The sequence below is a fragment of the Niveispirillum lacus genome (assembly GCF_002251795.1).
Lineage (GTDB): Bacteria > Pseudomonadota > Alphaproteobacteria > Azospirillales > Azospirillaceae > Niveispirillum > Niveispirillum lacus.
Genome location: NZ_NOXU01000029.1, coordinates 220,289 through 244,349, shown reverse-complemented (window position 1 = coordinate 244,349; position 24,061 = coordinate 220,289). Strand labels below are relative to the sequence as shown.

General features: G+C 61.3%; 15 protein-coding genes. 5 read left to right on the top strand and 10 right to left on the bottom strand.

The window, feature by feature from the left end; all coding sequences use genetic code 11:
* The first annotated feature begins 133 nt into the window (after positions 1-133).
* From CHU95_RS12575 to uca, 4 genes are all read left to right on the top strand, one after another.
* A complete protein-coding gene (locus CHU95_RS12575) occupies positions 134-3,496 on the top strand; it encodes a hybrid sensor histidine kinase/response regulator (RefSeq protein ID WP_094456682.1) in 3,363 nt (1,120 codons plus the stop codon).
* Positions 3,489-4,400 carry a response regulator transcription factor gene (locus tag CHU95_RS12570; RefSeq protein WP_094456681.1) on the top strand — a complete coding sequence of 304 codons (912 nt, stop codon included), beginning with the start codon at positions 3,489-3,491 and terminating at the stop codon, positions 4,398-4,400. The genes CHU95_RS12575 and CHU95_RS12570 overlap by 8 nt, the downstream gene beginning before the upstream one ends.
* Positions 4,401-4,682: 282 nt before the next feature.
* Entirely contained in the window at positions 4,683-6,470 is a 1,788-nt protein-coding gene (gene atzF / locus CHU95_RS12565; protein WP_245838200.1) for an allophanate hydrolase, read from the top strand.
* Positions 6,471-6,489: 19 nt separating this feature from the next.
* Complete coding sequence (gene uca, locus CHU95_RS12560; RefSeq protein WP_094456679.1) at positions 6,490-10,080, top strand: urea carboxylase; 3,591 nt, start codon at positions 6,490-6,492, stop codon at positions 10,078-10,080.
* Positions 10,081-10,294: 214 nt separating this feature from the next.
* Here uca and CHU95_RS12555 read toward each other — a convergent pair whose 3' ends face one another.
* From CHU95_RS12555 to CHU95_RS12540, 4 genes are all read right to left on the bottom strand, one after another.
* Positions 10,295-12,373, bottom strand: coding sequence for a putative bifunctional diguanylate cyclase/phosphodiesterase (locus tag CHU95_RS12555; RefSeq protein ID WP_165772145.1), 2,079 nt, complete (start codon positions 12,371-12,373; stop codon positions 10,295-10,297).
* A gap of 333 nt (positions 12,374-12,706) precedes the next feature.
* On the bottom strand, positions 12,707-12,922 hold the full coding sequence (locus CHU95_RS12550) for a hypothetical protein (RefSeq protein WP_094456677.1): 216 nt from the start codon (positions 12,920-12,922) through the stop codon (positions 12,707-12,709).
* A gap of 101 nt (positions 12,923-13,023) precedes the next feature.
* Positions 13,024-15,696, bottom strand: a complete 2,673-nt coding sequence (locus CHU95_RS12545; protein ID WP_094456676.1) for a glycoside hydrolase family 2 TIM barrel-domain containing protein — start codon at positions 15,694-15,696, stop codon at positions 13,024-13,026.
* A gap of 48 nt (positions 15,697-15,744) precedes the next feature.
* Positions 15,745-18,024, bottom strand: coding sequence for a TonB-dependent receptor (locus tag CHU95_RS12540; protein WP_165772144.1), 2,280 nt, complete (start codon positions 18,022-18,024; stop codon positions 15,745-15,747).
* Positions 18,025-18,703: 679 nt separating this feature from the next.
* Here CHU95_RS12540 and uxuA point away from each other — a divergent pair.
* A complete protein-coding gene (uxuA, locus tag CHU95_RS12535) occupies positions 18,704-19,885 on the top strand; it encodes a mannonate dehydratase (RefSeq protein WP_094456765.1) in 1,182 nt (393 codons plus the stop codon).
* A 306-nt stretch (positions 19,886-20,191) separates the two neighbouring features.
* On the opposite strand, the gene pufC is transcribed toward uxuA, so the two are convergent.
* The 6 genes from pufC to CHU95_RS12505 form a co-directional block, all read right to left on the bottom strand.
* Positions 20,192-21,298, bottom strand: coding sequence for a photosynthetic reaction center cytochrome PufC (gene pufC / locus CHU95_RS12530; RefSeq protein WP_094456674.1), 1,107 nt, complete (start codon positions 21,296-21,298; stop codon positions 20,192-20,194).
* Between the two features lie 13 nt (positions 21,299-21,311).
* Positions 21,312-22,274, bottom strand: coding sequence for a photosynthetic reaction center subunit M (pufM, locus tag CHU95_RS12525; RefSeq protein ID WP_094456673.1), 963 nt, complete (start codon positions 22,272-22,274; stop codon positions 21,312-21,314).
* Between the two features lie 13 nt (positions 22,275-22,287).
* Positions 22,288-23,133: a photosynthetic reaction center subunit L gene (pufL, locus tag CHU95_RS12520; protein ID WP_094456672.1), complete on the bottom strand. Its 846-nt coding sequence runs from the start codon at positions 23,131-23,133 to the stop codon at positions 22,288-22,290.
* Positions 23,134-23,246: 113 nt separating this feature from the next.
* Positions 23,247-23,444 carry a light-harvesting antenna LH1, alpha subunit gene (gene pufA / locus CHU95_RS12515; protein WP_094456671.1) on the bottom strand — a complete coding sequence of 66 codons (198 nt, stop codon included), beginning with the start codon at positions 23,442-23,444 and terminating at the stop codon, positions 23,247-23,249.
* A gap of 12 nt (positions 23,445-23,456) precedes the next feature.
* Positions 23,457-23,678: a light-harvesting antenna LH1, beta subunit gene (gene pufB, locus CHU95_RS12510; RefSeq protein ID WP_094456670.1), complete on the bottom strand. Its 222-nt coding sequence runs from the start codon at positions 23,676-23,678 to the stop codon at positions 23,457-23,459.
* Positions 23,679-23,794: 116 nt separating this feature from the next.
* A complete protein-coding gene (locus CHU95_RS12505) occupies positions 23,795-24,049 on the bottom strand; it encodes a hypothetical protein (protein ID WP_094456669.1) in 255 nt (84 codons plus the stop codon).
* Between the last annotated feature and the right edge of the window lie 12 nt (positions 24,050-24,061).

Here is a 24,061-nt window from a genome sequence, read left to right as displayed (position 1 = left end):
GGTTAATGTCTCGCATATGCGAAAACGAATACGTCAGACGACGTATGTCTGCGTATCCTGGACCGGGCTAGGGTCCTGGGCATGGGGTGGATCAGGTTCTTGGGGGGGCTTGGGCTTTGATGGACAAGTGCGCATGCTGAAATCGCTGCCCATTGTGCGTGTGCGGCGGCAGTATAACCGTTGGGTCTCCGACCAGACGGTGGAGGATTATGCCCTGCGCTTCACGGCTGACCGGGCGCGGCGCTGGTCGCCGTTCCGCGTTGGCAACACGGCCATGGGGGCTATCTCCTTCCTGGCATGCGAGGCCATCGGGGCGTCGATCACGCTTGCCTATGGCTTTACCAACGCCATGGCGGCCATCGTGCTGGTGGCGCTGCTGGTGCTGGCCACCGGTGTGCCCATTGCCTACTACGCGGCCAAGTTTGGCGTAGACATGGACCTGCTGACCCGCGGTGCGGGGTTCGGCTATATTGGTTCCACCTTCACGTCGCTGATCTATGCGGGCTTCACCTTCATCCTGCTGGCGCTTGAAGCGGCCATCATGTCAGAGGCGCTGACGCTTTGTCTGGGAATCCCGCTCTGGCTGTCCCACATGATCAGCGCTCTGATCGTGTTGCCCATCGCCATCCATGGCATCCGAAAAATCAGCCTGATGCAGGTCTGGACACAGCCCATCTGGCTGATTTTACAGCTCTCCCCCCTGGTCTTTGTTGTCCTGGCCGAACCGGGCGAACTGTCGGGCTGGACAAGCCTGGCGGGCCTGCATGCGCCGGAAGGTGGTTTTTCCCTGCTGGCCTTTGGTCTGGCGACGTCCGTCCTGTTGTCGCTGCTGCCGCAGATCGGTGAGCAGGTGGATTATCTGCGGTTCCTGCCTGATCGTCGGCGCGCAGGCCCGGTTGGGTGGTGGAGTGCCATGCTGATCGCGGGGCCAGGCTGGATTTTCATCGGCGGTGCCAAGTTGGTGGCAGGATCTCTGTTGGGTTATGCCGCCATGCAGGCAGGGATGAGTGCGTTGGAGGCCGCCACGCCAACCGCCATGTATCGCATGGTCTTTGAACGGATTGTGTCCTCTCCCGGTCTGGCTTTGGCTTTGACAGTGGTGTTCATCGTGGTCTGTCAGGCCAAGATCAATGTCACCAACGCCTATGCCGGCTCCATCGCCTGGTCCAATTTCTTCTCCCGCCTGACCCATTCGCATCCGGGCCGCGTCGTCTGGCTGGTGTTCAACGTCATGCTGGCGCTGATGTTGATGGAGATGGGCATCTTCAAGGTGATCGAAAGCATCCTCGGCATCTATGCCAATCTGGCGGTGGCCTGGGTCGGGGCGCTGACGGCGGACCTTCTGGTCAATAAGCGCTTAGGCTGGAGCCCGCCCAGCATCGAATTCCGTCGCGCCCATCTGTACGATATCAACCCGGTTGGCGTCGGCGCCATGGGCATATCGCTGTTGTTATCCCTGACCAGTTCCTTCGGGTTGCTGGGGGAGGTGGCGCGGGCCTTTGCCCCGCTGATTGGTCTGGTTGCAGCTTTCGTCTCGGCTCCTGTCATCGCCTGGGCCAGCAAGGGCCGTTATTACATTGCCCGGCAGCCGGATGTGCTGCCGACTGAGGGGGGGCTGATCCGCTGTTCAGTGTGCGAAAATATGTTCGAGCCGCCGGACATGTCCTACTGCCCAGCCTATGGCGCGCCCATCTGTTCGCTGTGCTGCTCACTGGAAACCCGCTGCCATGACCGGTGCAAGGTGCGTGCGACTTTGGGCGAGCAACTGGCGGATATGGTTGGCAAACACTTGCCGGCGGCGCTGCGCCGTTGGCTGGGCAGTCGCATCGGGCGCTTTGCCGCCATCATGGCGCTGCTGACGGCGGGAATGGCCATGCTGCTGGCCCTGATCGGCACGCAATATGGCGCGATACCCGGTGTGCCGAAGGAGACGGTACGCACAACCTTGCAGATTGTGTTTGCTGCCGCCCTGATCATCATGGGGCTGGCCGCCTGGGCCATCGTCCTGGCCCATGAAAGCCGGCGTCTGGCAGAGGAGGAGAGCGAGCGGCGGATGGCGCTGTTGCAGGATGAGATTGAGGCCCATGAACAGACCGATGCTGCCCTGCAAAAGGCAAAGGAAGCAGCGGAGTCCGCCAACATCGCCAAGACCCGATTCATCGCAGGCCTCAGCCACGAGGTGCGAACGCCGCTGAACTCCATCAATGGCTATGCGCAGCTTCTGGAACGCGGGGGTCTGCGGCAGCCGGAAGATGCCGTGCGGGTGATCCGGCGCAGTGCCGAACACATCACCCGTCTGGTCGATGGGCTGATGGATATCTCCAAGATCGAAACGGGCACGGTGCAGATCAGCCGCGATGTTGTGGACCTTCCGGCCTTTCTGGCGCAACTGGCCGATATGTTCGGGCCACAGGCAGCGGCCAAGGATGTCGCCTTTGAATATTGGCCCGACCCAACCATTCCGCGTTTTGTTGTGACCGATGAAAAGCGCCTGGGCCAGATCCTGATGAACCTCTTGTCCAATGCCGTGAAATACACCGAACGTGGGCAGGTACGGTTCAGTGTGCGTCGGCGTGGGGAAACGGCGGAGTTTGAGGTGGCTGACACGGGCATCGGTGTGGCGCCGGAGGACCGGGAGCGTATCTTCCTGCCGTTCGACCGGGGCAACCTGCCCAGTCGCATGGACGCCATCCCCGGCACGGGCCTGGGCCTGACCATCACGCGCCTGCTGACGCATGTGCTGGGCGGCGAACTGACCATGGACAGCCAGCCGGGCAAGGGCAGCAGCTTTAAGGTGCGGATGCTGCTGTCAGAGGTGCGGGCCCCCATTCAGGCCAGACCCAGCCACCGGGTGCTGGGTTATCATGGTGACCGCCGCACCATCCTGTTATGTGATGATGATGCGCAGCATCTTTCCATGATGCGGCAATTACTGGAACCGCTGGGTTTCGACCTGATCTTTGCCTGCAATGGGGCGGAATGTCTGGATCTGGCCCCCCGGCATAAGCCGGACCTGCTGATCCTGGATATCTCGATGCCCGGCTTGAATGGTTGGCAGGTGGCCCAGGCGCTGCGCGATGGTGGGATGGAGGATCTGTTGATCCTGCTGCTGTCGGCCGAAGCGCATGATCTGGCTGAACGTGGGCGTGGGGCCGATCAGCCGCATGATGATTTCCTGGTGAAGCCGGTCGACATCACGCAGCTTCTGGAACGGCTGGAGGTGCTGCTGGACCTGGAGTGGCGGCGGGAGGAACCTGCGACTGAGGGGGTGCCGTTGGCGCCTGCCCTCACACCAGCGGAGATCGCTGGCCTGCTCAACCTCGCCAAGATCGGCCATGCACGCGGGATCGAACTACTGCTGCGAGAGTTGCGGGCCGAATATCCCGGACATGACGGCTGGTTCGACCGGCTGTCGCTTCTGGCCCAAGGATTTGAATATGAACGCTTGGCAGAGGTACTGGGGACGGCTGGGATGACGGGGGCTGAGCATGCGTGACGGGGCACCCGCCGGCGATATGGTCCTGGTTGTCGATGATAATCGTGACGAGCTGAACATGCTGGTCGATGCTTTGGAACGCGGGGGCTTTACCGCCCTGGCAGCCACACGGGGCGAGGCGGCGCTGACCCTGTTGGAACGGGTGATGCCCTCGCTGGTGGTGATGGATGCCGTCATGCCGGGCATGGACGGCTTTACCACCTGCCAGCAGATCAAGCGCGACACGCGCACAGCCCATTTGCCTGTCATTTTCATGACCGGCCTGACGGAAACCACGCATGTTCTGCGCGGGCTGGAGGTGGGCGGGACCGACTACGTGACCAAGCCCGTCAATCTTGTTGAGCTTTTGGCCCGCATCCGTGTGCATATCGCAACGGCTCGCGCCGCCCATGGCGCGCGGTTGGCGCTGGACGCTTCGGGGCGGCACCTGTTTGCCATCAACCCGGCGGGCCATATCCTGTGGTCGACGCCACAGGCGGCCAGTCTTTTGTCAGCGGTCTTTGGTGAAGGTGCCGCACCGCCCGCCCCCGTCCAAGCCCTTCTGCTGCGCGCCGTGGCGGGCGGATCTGATACGGAGACGGCGGACGCCCTTGCCCCCGCGGCTGGTGTGGGGCCCGCCCGCTACCTGCTGCCCACGGGGCCCGGTGAATATCTGTTCCAACTGACGACCGCCGGGCCGTCGGGGGAAGATATTCTGCGCAGTCAGTTGGACCTGACCCTGCGCGAGGTGGAGGTTTTGCGCTGGCTGATCCATGGCAAGACCAACCGGGAAATCAGCGAAATCCTGGGCATCAGCCCGCGCACGGTGAACAAGCACCTGGAGCGCATCTTCTCCAAGATGGGCGTGGAAAACCGCGCGTCGGCCACCTCACTGGCCATGCGGATCATGGCGGGGAAGGGGTGAGAGGCTGAGCGCGTTTGCGCTGACCTGATACTAACCTCCCGAAGGCTTGACCTTCGGGAGGTTGGAGGCTGGCGACCGCCAGCCCGGCGCTCGTGCGCCGAAAGCCAAGCTGCCGGATGGCAGCGCCCGGCACCTGAGGGAACCCGAAATCTCCCTGGATCGGTCACGATCAAGGGAGATTGGTCTGACACCCTCAATACGTCATCCTGCGTATATGGCGGTGCAGCATGGGTCCGCATACTGGCCTGACCGGGGCAAGCGGTACGGGAACCAGATCGGATCATGAGCGCGATGATTGTCACTCAATTCTGGACGCTTCAGGACTGGGCCAGCGCCTACCGGGCGGGCGGCAGGCCGCAGGACCTGCTGCCCAAGCTGCTGGAGGCTCTGTCCACGGATGATCCCGCCTGGATCAGCCTGATCGGCCCGGATGCGTTGCTGGCGCGGCTGCGCGCGCTGGACCCTTCGGCCCCGCTCTATGGCATTCCCTTTGCCGTGAAGGACAATATTGACGTTGTGGGCCTGCCCACCACATGCGCCTGTCCGGATTTCGCCTATCAGCCTGATGCCAGTGCGGCAGCGGTGGCGAAGCTGGAGGCGGCGGGCGCGGTGGTGATCGGTAAGACCAACCTGGATCAGTTCGCCACGGGTCTGGTCGGCACCCGGTCTCCCTATGGCGCTGTCTCCAATGCCTTCAGTGCGGAACATGTTTCCGGCGGGTCCAGTTCTGGGTCGGCATCGGTGGTGGCGCGCGGGCTGGTGCCGTTCGCGCTGGGCACCGACACAGCCGGATCGGGCCGGGTACCGGCGGGGCACAATAATCTGGTGGGGCTGAAGCCCACACGGGGATTGGTCTCCACGCGCGGGTTGGTACCGGCCTGCCGCACCCTGGACTGTATCACCGTCATGGCCCTTTCGGTTGATGACGCCGCCAGCGTGCTGGAGCAGATGCAGGGCTATGATGCCGCCGATGCCTACTCCCGCAAGGCCGGGCCACCCGCAACCGCTTGGCCGGCGCGGCCCGTATTGGGCATCCCGAAGGTCCCGAACTGGTTTGGTGATGGGGTGGCGGAGGCGGCCTATCAGGCCTCGCTATCGCGCCTCACCTCCCTCGGCGTGGAACTGCGTGCGATTGATTTCCAACCGCTCTGGGATGTGGCAGCGCTGTTATATGACGGGCCCTGGGTGGCCGAGCGCTATGCCGCCATCGAAAGTATCATGCGCGATCGGCCAGATTCGGTCCATCCCGTCGTCCGTTCCATCATCGAAAAAGCCCGCAATTTCAACGCCGCCGACAGTTTCAAGGCTGAGTATCGGCGTATGGAACTGGCGCGGCGGGCAGAGGGTTTGATGGCGGGGCTGGATGGCCTGCTGGTGCCCACGGCCCCGACCCTGCCCACCATTGCCCAGGTGATGGCCGATCCGGTGGGCGTGAACAGCCGGATGGGGCTCTACACCAACTTCGTCAACTTGCTTGACTGGTCGGCCATCGCCCTGCCGGGCGGCATGCGGGGCGATGGTTTGCCCGCCGGCATCACCCTGATCGCGCCCGCCTGGAACGAGGCACGGCTGCTGGAATTCGGTCGGTTGTGGCAGGCGGCCAGTCCCTGGAAGCGCGGGGCCTCCCCCCTGTTATTGCCGCAGGCGGAACGGGCACAGCAGGGGCGGCACGGGCATATCACCCTGGCCGTGGTCGGCGCGCATCTGTCGGGCATGCCGTTGAACGGGCAGTTGACAGAACGCGGGGCCGTGCTGCTGGAAAGCACGCTGACCTCTGCCGCCTATCGCCTTTACGCCTTGCCGGGCACCACTCCGCCCAAGCCGGGGCTGGTCCGAACGGGGGAGGGGATGCCCATCGCGGTGGAATTGTGGGACATGCCGGTGGCCCATTACGGGTCCTTTGTAGCGCTGATTCCGTCGCCGCTGGGCATCGGCACCTTGGAACTGGTCGATGGCCGCCATGTGCAGGGTTTCCTGTGTGAAGCCTGGGCCACCCGTGATGCCGCCGACATTACCAGTCTGGGCGGATGGCGTGCCTACATGCGTCTGCGCGCGCAGAACGCTGCCTGAACACGAAGGGGATGAGAGAATGTTCAGCACGGTCCTGATCGCCAATCGTGGTGAGATCGCTGTCCGCATCGCCGCCACCATGAAGCGGATGGGCATTCGCTCGGTCGCCGTTTATTCCGAAGCCGATGCCGACAGTCTGCATGTGGCGGTCGCCGATATCGCTATTCCGCTGGGCGGACAGACGCCGGCGGAAAGCTATCTGCGCGGTGACCGGATCATTGAGATTGCCAAGGAGACGGGGGCCGAGGCCATTATCCCCGGTTACGGCTTTCTGTCGGAGAATACGGAATTCGCCGAACAATGTGCCGCCGCCGGTATTGCCTTTGTCGGCCCCACCCCGGACCAGATCCGTCGCTTTGGCCTGAAACACACCTCGCGCGAGATTGCCAAGGCAGCGGGCGTTCCCCTGACACCGGGCACCGACCTGCTGAAGGATGTGGAGGAGGCCAAGGCGGCGGCGGCGGAGATCGGCTATCCCGTCATGCTGAAAAGCACGGCGGGCGGTGGCGGTATCGGCCTGCAGCGCTGCGCCGATGAGGGCGAACTGGTCGCGGCCTTCGATAGTGTGAAGCGGCTGGGCCAGTCCTTCTTCAAGGATGGCGGTGTGTTCATCGAACGGTTCGTGTCCGATGCCCGCCATGTGGAAGTACAAATCTTCGGCGATGGCCGGGGCAATGTCGTGGCGTTGGGCGAGCGGGATTGCTCCGTCCAGCGCCGCAATCAGAAAGTAATCGAGGAAACGCCTGCCCCCGGCCTGCCACCAGAGACCCGCCGCCGCCTTCTGGATGCTGCTGTGCGTCTGGGGCAGGCGGTGGGCTATGTGTCGGCGGGCACCGTGGAATTCATTTACGACAGCGCCCGCGACGCCTTTTACTTCCTGGAGGTGAATACCCGCCTGCAGGTCGAACATCCGGTGACAGAGGCGGTGACCGGCTTGGATCTGGTGGAATGGATGATCCGCATCGCCGCCGGCGATCCACCCGACTTCAGTCACCTGCCGGAACCGCAGGGTGCGTCGATTGAGGTCCGGCTATACGCCGAAAACCCGGTGCGCAATTTCGCACCCTCCCCCGGCACCCTGACCGATGTGTTCTTTCCCGATAATGTGCGCGTCGATGGTTGGGTGCGCACCGGCACGGAGGTGTCGGCCAATTATGATCCGATGATCGCCAAGCTGATTGTGCATGGTCCGGATCGGGAGGCTGCGCGGCTGAAGATGCTGTCTGCCTTGGATGCAACCCGGCTGCATGGCATCGCCACCAATTTGGATTATCTGCGCGGTATCCTGTCTGGCGATACCTTCATCCAGGGGCGGATGTCCACCCGCTTCCTGGACAGCTATCACCATGTCTCGCCCGTGGTGGAGGTGGTGGAACCCGGCACCTACACGACGGTCCAGGATTATCCGGGCCGGCACGGATACTGGGATATCGGCGTGCCCCCATCGGGGCCGATGGATGATTATGCGTTCCGTCTGGCCAACCGCATCGTTGGCAATGATGGGGCCGCCGCTGGTTTGGAATGCACCCTGCAAGGCCCCACCCTGCGGTTTCACGGTGATGCCACCATCGCCCTGACCGGCGGCGCGATGCCGGCCAGCCTGGATGGTGGTGAGGCGCTGTCCTTCTGGACACCGATCAGTGTCAAGGCGGGTCAGGTGCTGCGCCTGGGTCGCGCCGAAACCGGTTGCCGAACCTATATTGCTATCCGCCATGGTTTCGATGTGCCGGATTATCTGGGCAGCAAATCCACCTTTGTCCTGGGGCAGTTTGGTGGCCATGCGGGCCGCACGCTGCGGGTGGGCGACGTACTGCCGGTCAGCCGGCCTGGCTCCTCCGCCTGTTCCACGCCGGCCCCTGCCTTTGAGCCCGCACCGGCGCCAGCATCGCTGATCCCCGCTTATGGTAAGCACTGGGATGTCGCGGTGCTGTATGGCCCGCATGGTGCGCCCGACTTTTTTAAGTCGGAAGCCATGGAAACCTTCTTTAACAGTGAGTACCGCGTCCACCATAATTCCAACCGGTTGGGTGTGCGACTGGTGGGGCCGAAGCCGGAATGGACGCGCAGCGATGGCGGGGAGGCGGGTCTGCACCCGTCCAATATCCACGATTGCGTCTATGCCATCGGCAGCATCAATTTCACGGGCGACACACCTGTCATCCTGACCTGCGACGGGCCCAGCCTGGGCGGCTTTGTCTGCCCCGCCACCATCATCAAGGCCGATCTGTGGAAGGTGGGGCAGGTGAAGCCGGGCGATACGATCCGCTTCCGCCCCGTCAGTTTTGCCGACGCGCTGGCCCTGGAGCAGGCGCAGGATGCGGCAATTGCCGACCTGTCCGACCAACCGCTGCCGGCACCGTCGCCGGTTACCCCCGAAACCTGCATTCTGACCCGTCTGCCGGCCACGGATGACCGACCCATGGTCACCTACCGCCAGGCCGGCGACAAATACATCCTGCTGGAATATGGGGAAAATGTGCTGGATCTGCGCCTGCGTCTGCGCATCCATCTGCTGATGGAGGCGGTGAAGGCTGCCAGTATTACGGGCGTTGCTGAACTTTCTCCCGGCGTGCGGTCGGTCCAGATCCATTATGACAGCAGAGTTATCAGCCAATCGGCCTTGATTGAGCGGTTGCTCGTGCTGGAAGGTCAGTTAGGCGGGGTTGAGGGGCTGAAAGTGCCCAGCCGTATCGTGCATCTTCCGCTGGCATTTGAGGACAGCGCCACGCTGGGCGCTGTCACCCGCTACCGGGAGACGGTGAAGCACGAGGCGCCCTGGCTGCCCAACAATGTCGATTTCATTCAGCGGATCAACGGCTTGGAAAGCCGCGATCAGGTGCGCGACACCATTTTTGATGCCAGCTATATGGTGTTGGGCCTGGGCGATGTCTATCTGGGGGCCCCTTGTGCGGTGCCACTGGACCCGCGTCACCGGTTGCTGACCAGCAAGTACAATCCCGCCCGCACCTATACGGCGGAAGGCACGGTGGGGATCGGCGGCATCTATATGTGCATCTATGGCATGGATAGTCCCGGTGGCTATCAGTTGGTTGGTCGGACGGTGCCGATCTGGAACAAGTTCCTGGCCAACCGCCAGTTTGGTGCCGAACCCTGGCTGCTGCGCTTTTTCGACCGGGTGCGCTTCTATCCCGTGACGGAGCCGGAACTGGACAGGTTCCGCGCCGATTTCCGGGCTGGTCGTGTGCAGGTGCGGGTAGAAGAGTCGGTCTTCGATCTGGAAGCGCATGAGGCGGCCTGGGCACTGGATGCCGATGACATCGCTGCTTTCCGTTCCCGCCAGCAGGCGGCGTTCACAGCGGAGGTAGCCCTTTGGCAGTCGGATGAGAAAGCGCCGACCGCAGAAGCCGATAATGCGCCGGTGGCGGCGGATGAACACGCTATCCAGGCCGATATTTCCGGAAATGTCTGGAAGGTGCTGGTGGAGGTGGGACAGCAGGTCGAGATTGGCCAGACATTGGTCGTCCTGGAAGCCATGAAGATGGAATTCGCCATCCAGGCCCGCACCGCCGGTCGGGTAGGGGTCGTTCATTGCCGGGCGGGAAGAGCTGTGACGGCGGGAGATCCACTATTGTCTTTCGAGCGGGCCTGACAGTGGGCGGTCTTGTCCAGTGCTTGCCAGCCAGCACTCCCGTTGACAGGGGGCGCGTCCGGGGTATGGATGCCCCCCGCCGAGCAGCAGGATCGGAGCACGATCACCGTCCTGCCGCAGGGGTACGGCCAATTGCGCAGCGAACCTGGCGCGTGCCAACGATGATGGGTCCCGCCATGCCCATTTACGCTTGGCCCCCCGGGTCTTCAGCCGGTCACGGCCGATCCGCCAGCCATTGCCTGAACATGGCGGCGGGCATCGGTTTGGCGATGCGGTAACCCTGGACCAGACCACAGCGGTTCCGCTTCAGCCAGTCCAGTTCGGCGTCCGTTTCCACCCCTTCGGCCACCACGGAGAGGCCCAGTTCTTCACATAGCAGGATGGTCGAGCGGATGATGGCCGCACTCTTGCCGCGGCAATCGACTTTGTCCACAAAGGCGCGGTCGATCTTCAATTCGTGTACCGGCAGTCGCTGGACATAACCAAGCGAGGCTTGGCCGGAACCATAATCGTCAATGGACAGTTTCACCCCCAGCGCTGCCAGTTCCCCCAGATGGCGCAACGCCACCTCCGGGTCATCCATCAGAGCGCTTTCGGTGATTTCCAGGCAGATCAGATCGGGTGGCAGGCCATGCTCCCGCAAAAGTCGGCCTGTCTCTATAACAAGCTGACGACCCGTCAGATCCAGTGTCGAGATGTTGATCGAGGTCACCAGCGACAGGCCGGCGCGGTGCCATTCAGCGCTTTGCTGGATGATGGTGGCCAGCAGCCAGGGCGTGATCTCCCGGATGAACCCGGTCTGTTCGGCAAACGGGATGAAGGTGCCGGGCGGGACAAGGCCCCGCGTGGGATGCTGCCAGCGCAGCAAGGCCTCCGCACCGACAATTTGACCGCTCACCAGTTCCAGCTTCGGCTGGAAAAAGGGCACAAACTCGTTCTCGGCCATGGCGGTACGCATATCGCCAATCAGGGTCAGGTGTTCGTGCCGAGGCTGATCGGCCACCTCACTCCCAAACGCGAAGCCATTGTGCCGACGGCTGGCCAAGGCCAGAGCCAGATCAGCACGGCGCAGGAGGTCGGCAGCCGATGTCCCGTCGCGGGGGAACATCACGATCCCCAGCCGGATATCGACATCCAGTCGCTGATCTTCCAGCGATAGCGGCATACGCATCAGCGACACAAGCCGCTGGGCCTGCGCTTGCGCCTCCTCTTCGCCGATGCCGGGTATCAAAAGGGCAAACTCATCGCCGCCCAGCCTTGCGACCATATAGCGGTCACTAACATGGACGCGCAATCGTTCCGCCACCTCCCGCAAAAGACGGTCGCCGACATGAAAGCCCAAGGCATTGTTGATGGGCGCAAACCGGTTGATGTTCAGCAGCAACAGCGCACCACTTGTTTCAGCGACGACCCGTGTGATGGTTTCCACAAGGTGGGTGCGGTTGGGCAGATCCGTCAGAACGTCAAGATAGGCCAAATCCAGGATGCGCTTCTCACGCGAGGCGATGCTGTCGCGCATCGTCGCCAGCGAGCGCATCAAGGCGCCGAGTTCAGGTCCGCGACCAGCCGGCACTTTGCAGGAGTAATGCCCGTCAGCGATGGAACCGGCGACCAGCGCCGCCTCCTGGATCGGCTGCGCGATCGACCGGGCGATGGCGGCAGCCAATCCGCCCCCGATCAGCAGCGCCGCCGGACCCAACACAAGGATGATCAGCCGCGCCCTGTCAGCGTCGGCCTTCAGCATCTCCGCCTCAATCTGCACCTGTATCTGGCGTTCCTCCGCCAGCGCAGAGGCCGTGCTGATCAGATCGGCCATCAGCGGATCTGTTTCACGAGCGAAATGCTGCCGTGCCGCCGTTAGCCCCTGCACCTCGATCAGATCCACTGTTTCCATAAACGTGTCGTCGAACGCCTGGCGCACCTTCAGAAGCCGGGTCAACGCCTCAGACCCGGTCGCTGCCTCACCAAACCCAGACCGGGTAAGTTCGGCCATGGCGGCACCGGACTGCGCCAAGGCTGCATCCATGCTGGAATAGAGCGGTGCGCGTTCTGACCGGTCTGGCGTCTGTAGAAGTCGAAGCAGATGATGGGCGGCACTTTGTGTGTGCTGGTTGGCCTGTTGTGCCAGAAGGGCGACACGCGCCTCCTGTCCTGACAAATGGTCAATCCCGACTGTCAACGCATTTAACCGCTGCAGCGACACAACCGATATGGCCACCATCAAGACCAGCAGGAATGCGAATGATGCCAGCAGGCGTTGTCGGAGCGAGAATTGATCGAGCATGCGTTGCATGCGAGTTCTCAGGATAGAGGCCATGCTTCTTTACGCTATCGGACAATGCCCGAAATCAATATCACACCTCGCCGCTTATGTGGTGGGTATGATGAGCGGAAGCCGCCCACTGGCTATCAGCCCGAATTATGCAAGAGGATCGTTTCGCAGCCGGCTTTCGCCTTGTGGTTGCTCTGTGCGTTTCCATGCGGAAGCGGGCCCTGGTTCCCGCGGCTTACCATGTTTCGGGGCGTCTTTTTTGGGGTTGGCGGCACGGCCGTGGCTGGGCAGGCTGCCCCCGCGCATCAGCGGACCGAGCGGGGTTATCCGGGACTGAAGCAGAGTGAGCGGCGATCAGGCGGTACCGGCCGTTGGCAGATGCACCGTCGGCTTGGGCTTCATCTCGAAGACGCGGGCGGCGTTTTTCAACAAATGCCTGCTCAACCTTTCCAATGGGGCGTCGCCAAATAGCAGCGCCGGTGTCGCAGGGATGCGCCGCCCGTGGCGCTGCCGGCGCCACAGACCCAGGGCATGAGCAAGCGTGGCCACCAGACGTTGATCAAGCGCCATCTGGTGGCGGGCATTCTCCTGCCCGGCGACCGGGACGCCAAACTCCAGTGCCGCACAGTCGGGGATAACCGAATGGGCCGCCCTTGCTTGGCCGCTTGGACCTATATCGCTTCCACCGCGATGGCCGAGACGATGGCCTTTCCCTTGACCGGGGTGAAGTGCAGAACGAGCTTTCCGCCCGTTACCTTGACCTCGAAATTCCGACTGACCATTGTCATCGGCGCTCCGGCAAGGGCAGCGACATCCAGGGAACGCAGCTTCTTTTCACCATTGGCCAGAACGTCGAATTGGCGTTCCCCCGGTGCTGCTGTGGGTTCCAGGAAGGACAGGGTGACCCGATAGGTGCCATCGGCCATTGGCAGGCGATAAGTGAAATCCCCCTCGCGATAGGTGGAGATCAGCATCGTGTCAGCGGTGCCATTGACCACCTTGCGCGGGCGGGGCGGACCATAGCCGCTGGCTGGCTGTACGCTACCTGCCGTCCCACCCGTGAAGAAGGCATCGGACCCAAAGCGCCCATGTTCGCTCGGCGCGGCCACCAACGCGCCGCTGTCGATACGGAAGGCGCGCGCTGAACCGGCGTCCAGGGTCCAGTTGACGCTGTCCCTGACCGGACCATCCGCGAACAGCCCGACAGCGGCCACCGCGTTGTCCCCCTGGTCCAGCAGCACATCCTCCCAAACGCAGATCTTCTGGGGACAATCCCGGCGCACCCCCAGTCCCCGCCCATTTAACTGAAGCTCCGTCGCTGGGGCGTTGCTGTAGACACGGATATGTGTCACCGGATACGCCCGGTTCACATAACGGCGGCCCGTAATATGGACGGTCGGGGCAGGGTTCCAGTTGGCCTTGTAAAAGAAGAACGCGTCCTTCTTGACCTTGCGGTCATAGGTGACAAGGCCCTTGGTATTGATGTCCTGGGCATCGCCCTCCTTGCGGACCAGTGTCGCGAAGTCGAACGCATTCCACAGCCAGGTCGCCCAAAGGTCCGTGCGTGCGCCCAGGATTGCCCAGCTTTCCTCATGGAAGTAGCTAAGATACTCTTCCGGCTGGTCACGGCCGCGCGCATCCACAGGGCCACCCAGCGGGTCGTCTGTGTGGATCGTTACCGCCCCGCCGGCCCCATATTCCGTTATGGCAAGCGGTTGGCTGGGGCGGGCAGCGCGAAGGGTCTCGATATTTGCCCCAAGCTGGGAAGGCTTGCCGTAATACCAGCCGAAATAGCGGTTGGCCCCACCTAAGTCCGCTTCCGTTGCAACAATGGGTATCTGTGCGTCGCCAAACATGCCGCCTTCGCAGCAGGTGGCCAGTACAGTGGGGCGACTGGGGTCGATCGCCGTACTCAACGCCCGCAATTCCCTTAACAAGGGTGCAGGGTCGGAACCGGACGTGATGCCGATAAAGGGTGCTACCGGTGTCGACCCGAAGTCCACTTCATTGGCGATGCCCCAGGTGACGACGGCAGCATGGTTCTGGTTCTGCTTGATCAGTTCCTGCAATTGCCGGCGCGCATTGGCAATCAAGCCCTCCGTGGCCACCATCTTGCCAGGTGGCGTCCAGGCGGATACCAGCGGGATTTCATCCCACAGGATCAGCCCATGTTTATCGGCCAGTTCATGGATCGTGGGGCCATGCTGATAATGGGTCAACCGGATGGTGTTGGCTCCCATTTCACGGATAATCTCGACATCCTTTGCAATGTCTGTCTCATCCATGGCCCAGCCCTTGCCTTCCAGGTCCTGATGCAGGCCCACGCCATGCAACCGGACTGGCTTACCATTCAGGATCAAGCCTTGGGTGGCATCAACCCGTACTTCGCGGATGCCGAACTTCTGGGTCACACGGTCCAGGACCTGACCCCGCCCATCCTGAAACTCCACCACCAGATCGTGCAGATACGGATCAGTGGTGCCCTGCCATAGCCGGGCATGGGTCACTGACAAGGGCTGCTCCATCTTAACCGTTTCACCGGGGGGCAAGTTGGCGCTCTGTGTGCCCTCCGCCACCGTCCGGCCGGTCGCATCAACCAGCCTGGTGACGATTGTCACCTTGTTCTTCCGGCTGCTGCTGTTGCGCGCATGAATGGCGACCTGCACCTGTGCGCTGTTCCCGTCCACGGTCTTGGTTGTGGCATAGATGCCGGGACCGCCATGGTCCAGCATGTCTGCGTGGATGTCGCTGGTCGCGATTAATGCCACGTTGCGATAGATACCGCCATGGACGAAGAAATCACCCGCCAGGGGCAAGATGTCGGCGGTGGTACTGCCTGGTGCCGGCTTGCTGTTATCCGCCTTTACGACCAGCAGGTTGGCGGCACCCGGCTTCAGGGCTGCCGTCGCATCCAGCCGGAAGCGCGAAAAGCCCCCTTCATGGCGGCCCAGATATTGTCCGTTTAGCCAGACCTCTGCCCGCCGGCTGACTGCGTCGAATTGCAGCCATGCCCGCTTACCCTTAAAATCACCCGACGGCGTGAAGGACAGCCGATACCAGCCGGTGCCCTGGGTCTTGTTGATTGTGTCGGGCGTGTTCACCCGGTCCGGTGATGGGGTGGTGTAATAACCAACCCGGTTCCAAGTATGGGGTACAGTGACCGGCGCCCAATTGCCGTCGGGGAAATCAACCTTTTCAGCCGATGGTGCTTCTCCCAGATGAAAGCGCCAGCCTCCTTTCAGTTGCATCGTGATCCGCGGTTCGGACCCGTTAGCGGGGGCCTGTGCATGGGCACCCAAGGCGAAGGACAGGGCGATGGCGGTGGCGAGAAGGTGGCGCTTCATAGGATCAGCTTTCGGCAGAATGGGTCCGGTCGCAGGCGATGGCGCGGGTCAGTATTTCACAGAGAACCGAGCCCCCATGTAGCGGCTGGCATCCCGCGCTCGGCGCCCGCGCAGGTCGATCACTGTCGACGGGTTGGGGAAGGGATTGGCGATCAACCCGTTGGTCAGGTCGTTCATGCTGGAGAAATAGTGCTTGTCGAACAGGTTACGGACGAAAAGCGTCAGACGGTAGCGACCTTGCTCCTTGTCCTCGAAAGCCACACTGAAGTTGGTTATGCCATAAGCCCCCTGGACCGTGTTGGGATTGCCCCGAAGGTCGAAATTGACCTTGCTCTGCCAGCTGTAATTGGCATTGACGAAGCCGGTGACAGGTAGATCGCCCAACGGCACCTCCAGGTCGGCGCCGACATTGAATTTCCACTGCGGTGCGTTGGCCAGACGTTGGCCCGACAGGTCCTGCGCACGCCCCCCCGTGGTGCGCGGCGTACATCCAAGCGCCGCTGTCTGGCCGAAATAGCATTCAGCATTTGGGAAAGCGCGGATCTTTGCATCTGTGTAAGCGACACTGCCATTCAGGGTCAGCATCTCGGTGGCCAGCAAGGAGCCTTCAGCCTCCACACCCTTGGTACGCAACTTGCCGACATTGGCCAGGAACAGGCTGCCGCCAAACTCTGCCACCTGTGACTGCGCCTGGAAATCATCATAGTCGGTCAGGAAGCCCGTCAGGCTCAAACTGGCACGGCGATCCAGGAACCGGCCTTTGAGCCCCAGCTCATAGCTGTTGGAGGTTTCCGGGCGGACCGGATTGCGGGCTGGATTGGTGGGTGTGGAGAAGGAAGATGTCAGGTCATAGGCCTGCCCCTTATAACCTCGGGAATAGGTGGCAAACCCCATGACATCCTCAGCCAGATCCTGCTGGATACCGGCCTTTCCGGTCACCACCGTATCACTGGCCGATCCGCTGGTATTGAAGGGCGGGTTGCCGCCGGCATTGTTATAGCGGTCATAGACGAAGCTGATATTCTCCAGGCCCCAGCGCAGGCCGGCGATGAGCTTGGTTCCTGGCGTGATGGTGTAATCGGCCTGACCGAACAGGGCATAGGCCTCCGATCCAGCCTCGCCCCGCCAGTTACCTGGCTGCACGGGACCCGTGCGGGTGAACCGCCGGGTGAAGGTATTATCCGCATAATAGAGACCGGCGACATATTGCAGGTCGCCTGATCCGGGAGAGGTCAGGCGCAGTTCGTTGCTGAATGTGTCGCCCCGGAAAAAGCCAAACTGTGTCAGGCCGTTCGGCTGACCCAGCAGCGGGCCGGTCGCGCCGTCGAAATCCGAACTGTCGGTGGCGAAATAATGGTTGCGGGCGATGATGTTGGTAAGCGTGTGCTCGCCCAGGTAAAGATTGACCTTCAGGTTGCCGCCATAATCCTTGGCATCCGACACAGGTTCCGGATCGATGCGGGCCGTAAAATTATCGCTGCCGGGCGTGATACCTGCCAACTGAGTGTTGGTGGGAACGCCGAACAGGGTACGGATACCGGCTGTTTTGCGGATAGATACATACTCGCAGCAATCAGCTTCAGTCTTCACGTAATGGCCCGACAGTGTCACATCAAAGGCCTCGGACGGTTCCCATAGGAATTTGGCCCGGAAATTCTCGCTGTCGCGACCATTGATCATGCCGCCGGTGGCGAGGTTGCGGATGTTACCGTCATACCGGCCGATGGCGGCACTGGCCCGAAAACTCAACCCTTCCGCCAATGGCCCGGAGAGGCCGGCGGAATACCGTTGCTCGTCATCATCGGTAACCATAACCTCCGCTGAACCTGTGAATGTGTCGGTCGGCGCTTTGGTGGTGATGTTGATGACGCCCGCCGATGCGGCCTTGCCGAACAAGGTGCTTTGGGGCCCGCGCAGGATCTCAATCCGCTCAATATCCTGTAAGTCGTTGAAACCTTGGCCGGAGAGGCCGGCAGCGACATCATCAATGACCACCAGGACGCTCGCCTCAACTCCGATGGAGAAGGCGGACGTGCCGATACCGCGCAGAATAACGGAATTATTGTTCTGGTCGCCCCCTTGAGTCACGGTCAGACTTGGGGAAAGCTGTGTCAGGTCTTGCAACCTGCTACCGCCAACAGCAGCCAGGGCATCGGCGCCGATGACACTCATCGCCACCGGCACATCCTGTGCGCTTTGTGCGCGCTTCTGTGCGGTAACGACAATCTCCTCCAACACAAGCGCCGAACCCACTGTTGCCTCTTGCGCCATTGCTGGTGCTGCGCACCCCAGAATGGCCAGGGCAGAGCACATCATCGAACGGGTCATTTCTTTACTCCCTAACATCTTTATCGTTGGAGGAGGGCAGTTGTATCCACTTTGGAGACAACACAGCGGGTACATGCCTGTGACAGGGCCTTATGCCGGTGGCGACACGCCCGGCAGCGATAGCAGCGGATCTGTGATGAGCGACGTTACGGCAGATCAGCCTGCAACATGCATCCTTGCTTGAACGTCGCGCCTTTAGGAAACATCAACTGGCATTACCAATAAGGCCCAAAGTCCCCAGCCGTCAAGGATGTGGGGTCGGCCGGAACCAGCGCAGGATAGCGGTGGCACCAGGATGTGGCCCCCTGCCCAACAACATCGCAACCATATGAATTATCTAAATTATTCAGGGCGGCAGGTCAAAAAATTCCGGGGTTATCAGTTATGCTGATAGAAGGTATCGGGAATTAGGCGATACCAAACGGCTTTACCTCTGCCGGAATCCACAGTAGGCCCAGGGGGTGAAACGGGCTTGGAAGAGTCAGATTTTCGGTTCGGTAGGTCAGCGCACAGTCTAAGTGGACTGACCTTTACAGAAGTGGCATGACCAATTCGATTGACTTTCAAATTGCGTTGGTGGTCAATCGATGGTGTCGACGCGACCAGGGGCGCGACCCCTTTCTTGGATCTGGCACGACATGCTCGGCGCATGATGGATGCCCCGGCAGAGGATTTCGAAATGCTCATGACGCAAACGATGCGCTGGTTCGGACCGAATGACCCGGTTCGTCTTCAAGATATTCGCCAGTCAGGTGCCACTGGCATCGTCACGGCCCTTCATGAAGTACCCAATGGCCATGTATGGACCGTGGACGACATCCTGACCCGCAAGCGGATGATTGAAGCGGCTGGTCTGTCGTGGGAGGTGGTTGAAAGCGTGCCTGTGCATGAAGGCATCAAGACATGCGCCAAGAATTGGGCGCCATTGATCGAAGCCTATTGCCAGACTTTGCGGAACCTTGGTTCGCAGGGAATTCGGGTTGTTACCTATAATTTTATGCCACTGTTGGATTGGACGCGAACGGACCTCACCTTTGCGTTACCCGACGGTGCGCGTGCGCTCCGGTTCGACTGGGATGCCGTCGCAGCCTATGATCAGTTCATTTTGAAGCGACCAGGGGCCGAAGCCGATTACACTGATGATGTGATCCGGCGGGCGACCGCCTTGTTTGCCGCTATGACAGACGCGCAGCGATCGGGGCTTGAACGCACCATCATTGCCGGGTTGCCGGGCAGCGAGGAGAGTTTCAGTTCAGCCCAGTTCCTGGCCGCTATCCGGACCTATGCGGATATCAGCGCTGACCAATTGCGCCGACACCATCAACTGTTCTTGGAAGCTGTCTGCCCGACGGCGGAACAATCGGGTGTGCAACTGGTGGTCCATCCTGATGACCCGCCTTTCCCGATCTTTGGCCTTCCAAGGGTGGTCAGCACCGAAGCTGATGTGACCCACTTATTTACGCAGGTTCCCAGCGCGGCGAACGGTTTATGCTTTTGTGCCGGTTCCTTCGGTGCCCGGGCGGACAATGACCTTCCTGGCATGGTGAGACGGTTGGGTGACCGGATCGGCTTTGCCCATCTCCGCTCGGTCCAACGAGAACCAGACGGTAAGTCGTTCCATGAGGCGGCTCATCTGGAAGGCGATGCAGGGATGGCTGCAATCGTTGCCGCTATCTGCGAAATCTCCGAAAGCCAGGGGCGCAGCATCCCGATAAGACCAGACCATGGGCATGAAATTCTGGACGATTTGAACCGAACCACCAATCCAGGCTATTCGCTTCTGGGCCGAATGCGTGGATTGGCCGAACTGCGTGGGCTAGAGCGCGGGATCAGGTTTGGGATGGGGGCACGAACCAAATGACCGTGCTCACATCCGCTGCTGGATGAACATTTTTCTGCGATCACGCCCTCAGATAGCCATGTCTATCGGGGCACCGATCTTGTCATTGATCAACTTCATCATGCTGTCGCCGTCCGGCGTCAGTCGCTGGGGGACAAAAGGCGCTGCGTGCATGAGGCGGATCCCTGGCTCATCGTCGTGAGGGAAGGGAAAGTCAGGCGGCCAAAAAACAGTCAGGGGGAGCCTTGCGGCTCCCCCTGGAGGTTCCCGTCGTGGAGGAAAACGACGGTCCTGGGTAAGGCGGCTGCGGCATGACCCGCAGGCCCCTTAGGGCTGGGTAACGGACGTGGCGGCGCCGCCCAGCACTTCGGTCTTGCCCGGTACATAGGTGCTGAAATCTGGGACGTCGGTTGATCCTTTGACGGCGACGGCGTCGACATAGTCCTTCAGCATCGATACACCATAGAGCGGCTTTTGAACGCCATTATGGCAGGTCGCACAGCCGATCTTCAGGACATCACCCTCCGGCCCCTTACGATTGGCAGGAAAGACCGGGGTCAGCCCTTCCATGTAAGTGACGTTCAGGTGCCGGGCCAGCTTGATGCCATGCCAAGCGGTAACCCGCTGCGGCGGGCTCTGGTCCCAATCATTAAAGGCACGGGTGTTATGGCAGGCCGTACAGTTGACCCCCAGTGACTCTGACATATGCATCATCAGCGACCAGGTCCCCTCTGTCTCCATGGTGCCAACAGTGTTGACGCCGGTGGGAAGGGCAGTATTGGCATGGACGCGGATCGGCTTATCGCCCAGCAGATAGTCCATCAGGGCATTCTGCGGGAGCGAACTGTTGCCAGCATTGACGGCGACGACATTCTGTCCGTTTCGATTGGAGGTCATGTTGCCCGCCGGCTTAGGCTCCAGGCTGGAACTCCAGACTTGGGCGGGAACTCCCTTGCCACGGTGGCAGGTGTAACAGGTGACCCCGGTTTCGGCGACATGGGACTTCCAGTCGACATTGATCGTCTGGGTCATCTGGATCATGCGTCGGGCGACAACCTTTTGATAGACCTCATCGGACGCCAGATTTTCTGGATTGTGGCAGTAGTTACAGCCGGCTTCCGGTGACACCCATTCCGTCATGGCGGCCATCAGTTGGTTGAACTGATCACCCGACAGATGCCCCAGCACCTGTACATTCTGATAAAGATCGGACGCCTTGTCACCCGATGGGTCAGCCTGCCAGGGGGCAGGAGGGACGACATTGGCGGCCTTCAAGGCGGCCTCCGTTTCGATATCCTTGTGCTGGAACATCCCGGTTCCGCGGAACCCAAGCTGTTCACTGGCAACAGGAGGGGCGTCCCAGCCGGCGCCGACGAAGCTGGCCACGGCCAGCAGGGCGCCGGCGGAGGCAGCGAATGGTAACCAGAGTTTCATGGTCCTCCCTCCCTTATTGCGCCGGATCGACGACGTTGGGCCACAGATCGGGCAGCGGCGATACCAGCCCGTGATTGACGCCCCACAGGTACCAGTTATCGACCACGGTGCCGGTGAGCAGGATACCGATGCCGCCCGTCAGCGGGGTGAGGATGGCAAACCACCAGGCCCACCGGTGAACGGACTCCATGGTTGCATTGAAACCCATCGTCCAGCGCCAGAACAGGGCGGCCCGTTCCGACGCGGTGCCACGGTCGGTGATCTGTTCCAGCTCACGCTCGCCGCCATACTTGCCGACCGCCAGGATCGTCGCGCCATGCATGGCGAACAACAGGACGGAACCGTACAGGAAGACGATGGAGAGGCAGTGGAAAGGGTTGTAGTACAGATTGCCGTAACGGATGGAGAAGGCGGCCGTCCAATCCAGATGCGGGAAGATACCGAAGGGCACTGCTTCTGAGAAATTGCCCATCAGCAGCGGCCGGATGAAGCCCAGCACCAGGAACAGCCAGATGGCTGCAGCAAATGCCCAAGCGACATGCGTACCCATTTCCAACTGACGGGCCCGCCGGTAGACGCGCACCCACCAAAGCAGGATCGACAGGGTCAGGAAAAACCCGGCAATCAGCCACCAGCCACCCTCGGCAAGGGGTGGCAGGACCGTCAGACCATATTTGGCGGCCGGCGGCTCCAGTCCAAGCCAGAACAGTTGACGGACAAACTCGATCGGATCCCAGCCGACCGAGGCCAGCATGTTGAGGCCGATGATTTCAAAGCCGATAAACCCGAAAACCAACGACAGCGTGCCCAGATATCCCAAATAGATCGGGCCGATCTGGGCGTTGCCGATCATGCCGAACAATCGGACAAAAAACGGCTCCCCAGTACGCGGGCTGTCTCCCCGGGGCAGCGGCATGCCTTCTTCGGCGGGGCCGCTGACTTGGATCGGGGTGATGATGTTCTGATATTGTGCCATCACTCAATCCTCCTCAGCGCCAGATCGGAAGTTCAAGCCACCAGCTCCACCACTGAGGCCAGCCCTTGTTCCAGAAGGGCCCACTGATGATGATGCAGACCGCACTCCAGAACCCGGCATTCAGCGCCAGGACCAGGCCGAGGCGATGGATGCCAAGGGTACCGATGGAGTAGCCAATAATGTCGCGGAAGAAGGTGTCTTCATATTCCGGCGTCTTCACTTCCGCCTGTTTGCCCGGTTCATCTATCGCGGCGCCAGGATTGGCGGCCGACAGGATCAAGCCACCATGCAGCGACAGCGCCAGGGTCGTCGTGAAGAAGAACGACACGGCAATCATATGGGCGGGATTGTAGTGGAAGTGCAAATATTGGTAACCGACGTTCGACACCCAATCGAGGTGGCTGAAAATGCCGTATGGGAAACCATTGCCCCAGGCGCCCAGCAGCAGCGGGCGGAAGACCACCAGCGTTGCATAAGCAAAAATTGCAAAGGAGAAGGCGAAGGGCACGTGATAGCCGATACCCAGCTTTCGGCAGATTTCAACTTCCCGCAACGCCCAGGAGACAAAAGCCCCCAGCGCACAGACAGTGATGATCTGCCAGAGCCCCCCCTCCTTCAGCGGCGCCAGCGCCAGCCCGTAGGAGAGGTCAGGCGGTGCGATGGAAATCTGCCAGATGTTCCAGGTCGGTCCAATGGCCGCCCCGTACAGGATCAGGGCCGTGCCTAAAGCGGCGAAGAAGGCGGTGGTTACGCCGAAGAACCCGACATAGAAGGGCCCGACCCAGAAGTCGAACAGGTCGCCGCCGATCAGCGTTCCACCGCGCACGCGATACTTGCGTTCAAAACTGAGCAGCGCCATGTACGTGTCCTCCGAGAGAGGCCAGCCAGTTGGTCATCCAGTTGGCGATGTCATTGGTGAGTATTGGCGGCGGGCGGGCCGTCTCCGACCACGCCTGCTGCCGTCTTGAGGTTTCAGCCGACGCCCAGTTGATCCGCATCCTGGAAGAGCGACTGTTCGATCGCGCTGGTCTTGAGGGGCTTGCCCTCCAGCCAGTTGAACCGCTCAGTGCTCAGCAGGACGAAATGGATCAGGATGGCGAGCGTGAACAGAAACACGGACAGTGCGACCAGCGCTTTGCGCGGGTCGAACATCAGCCAGATTCTCCACATATCGCGTTCTCCTTAGCCGATCATCGGCAGCAGTGATTGTGCCGTTTGGCCAATGCCTTCCAATGAGGCATAACCATTCGGCCCAGGGATCCACGGGCGCCACATCCAGACCAGAACATGCGCGGCGATTGCGATCACCGTGAAGATCAGGAAGCCTTGGATGAAGAACGAGTGAACCTCGCGAGCTTCGCTTTCGGTCAGACCCGAAAGTGAGACGTTTGATGAGTCAGCCATCAAATTCACCTCCTAGTCTCGAACGCCGCGGTACCCCCGCGGCAGGGTTCCGGCACCGCCACCACCGTGGCACTGCCGGGTTTTTGTCGGTGTCGAGCACACCGGCAAGGATGAAGTCACACGTTGAACGCGTAACCGATGGCAGCGTGGGCCGACGAGCGGGCCTCGGCAAAAATTGACTGCACGGGGCGCTTGGCCTGGCGGTCTGACAAATGGGTGATACGGCCGGCGATCGCAGCCGCCAGACAAAGCGGATAAGAGATCAGGAAGACGATGCGCATTTCTGCGCGTTCCAACTGGCGGTCCCTGGCCGCGCCGTGTCCAATACTGAACATCATCCTGTCCTCCCCGCTGCCGTCCATGGGCGGCATGTTGATTACGTC

What these genes read in the sequence shown, in the direction of transcription:
- CHU95_RS12575 (WP_094456682.1), top strand. Translation starts at nt 134, where the DNA reads ATGCTGAAATCGCTGCCCATTGTGCGTGTGCGGCGGCAGTATAACCGT.
- CHU95_RS12570 (WP_094456681.1), top strand. Translation starts at nt 3,489, where the DNA reads ATGCGTGACGGGGCACCCGCCGGCGATATGGTCCTGGTTGTCGATGAT.
- atzF (WP_245838200.1), top strand. Translation starts at nt 4,683, where the DNA reads ATGAGCGCGATGATTGTCACTCAATTCTGGACGCTTCAGGACTGGGCC.
- uca (WP_094456679.1), top strand. Translation starts at nt 6,490, where the DNA reads ATGTTCAGCACGGTCCTGATCGCCAATCGTGGTGAGATCGCTGTCCGC.
- CHU95_RS12555 (WP_165772145.1), bottom strand. Translation starts at nt 12,373, where the DNA reads ATGCAACGCATGCTCGATCAATTCTCGCTCCGACAACGCCTGCTGGCA.
- CHU95_RS12550 (WP_094456677.1), bottom strand. Translation starts at nt 12,922, where the DNA reads ATGGCGCTTGATCAACGTCTGGTGGCCACGCTTGCTCATGCCCTGGGT.
- CHU95_RS12545 (WP_094456676.1), bottom strand. Translation starts at nt 15,696, where the DNA reads ATGAAGCGCCACCTTCTCGCCACCGCCATCGCCCTGTCCTTCGCCTTG.
- CHU95_RS12540 (WP_165772144.1), bottom strand. Translation starts at nt 18,024, where the DNA reads ATGACCCGTTCGATGATGTGCTCTGCCCTGGCCATTCTGGGGTGCGCA.
- uxuA (WP_094456765.1), top strand. Translation starts at nt 18,704, where the DNA reads ATGCTCATGACGCAAACGATGCGCTGGTTCGGACCGAATGACCCGGTT.
- pufC (WP_094456674.1), bottom strand. Translation starts at nt 21,298, where the DNA reads ATGAAACTCTGGTTACCATTCGCTGCCTCCGCCGGCGCCCTGCTGGCC.
- pufM (WP_094456673.1), bottom strand. Translation starts at nt 22,274, where the DNA reads ATGGCACAATATCAGAACATCATCACCCCGATCCAAGTCAGCGGCCCC.
- pufL (WP_094456672.1), bottom strand. Translation starts at nt 23,133, where the DNA reads ATGGCGCTGCTCAGTTTTGAACGCAAGTATCGCGTGCGCGGTGGAACG.
- pufA (WP_094456671.1), bottom strand. Translation starts at nt 23,444, where the DNA reads ATGTGGAGAATCTGGCTGATGTTCGACCCGCGCAAAGCGCTGGTCGCA.
- pufB (WP_094456670.1), bottom strand. Translation starts at nt 23,678, where the DNA reads ATGGCTGACTCATCAAACGTCTCACTTTCGGGTCTGACCGAAAGCGAA.
- CHU95_RS12505 (WP_094456669.1), bottom strand. Translation starts at nt 24,049, where the DNA reads ATGCCGCCCATGGACGGCAGCGGGGAGGACAGGATGATGTTCAGTATT.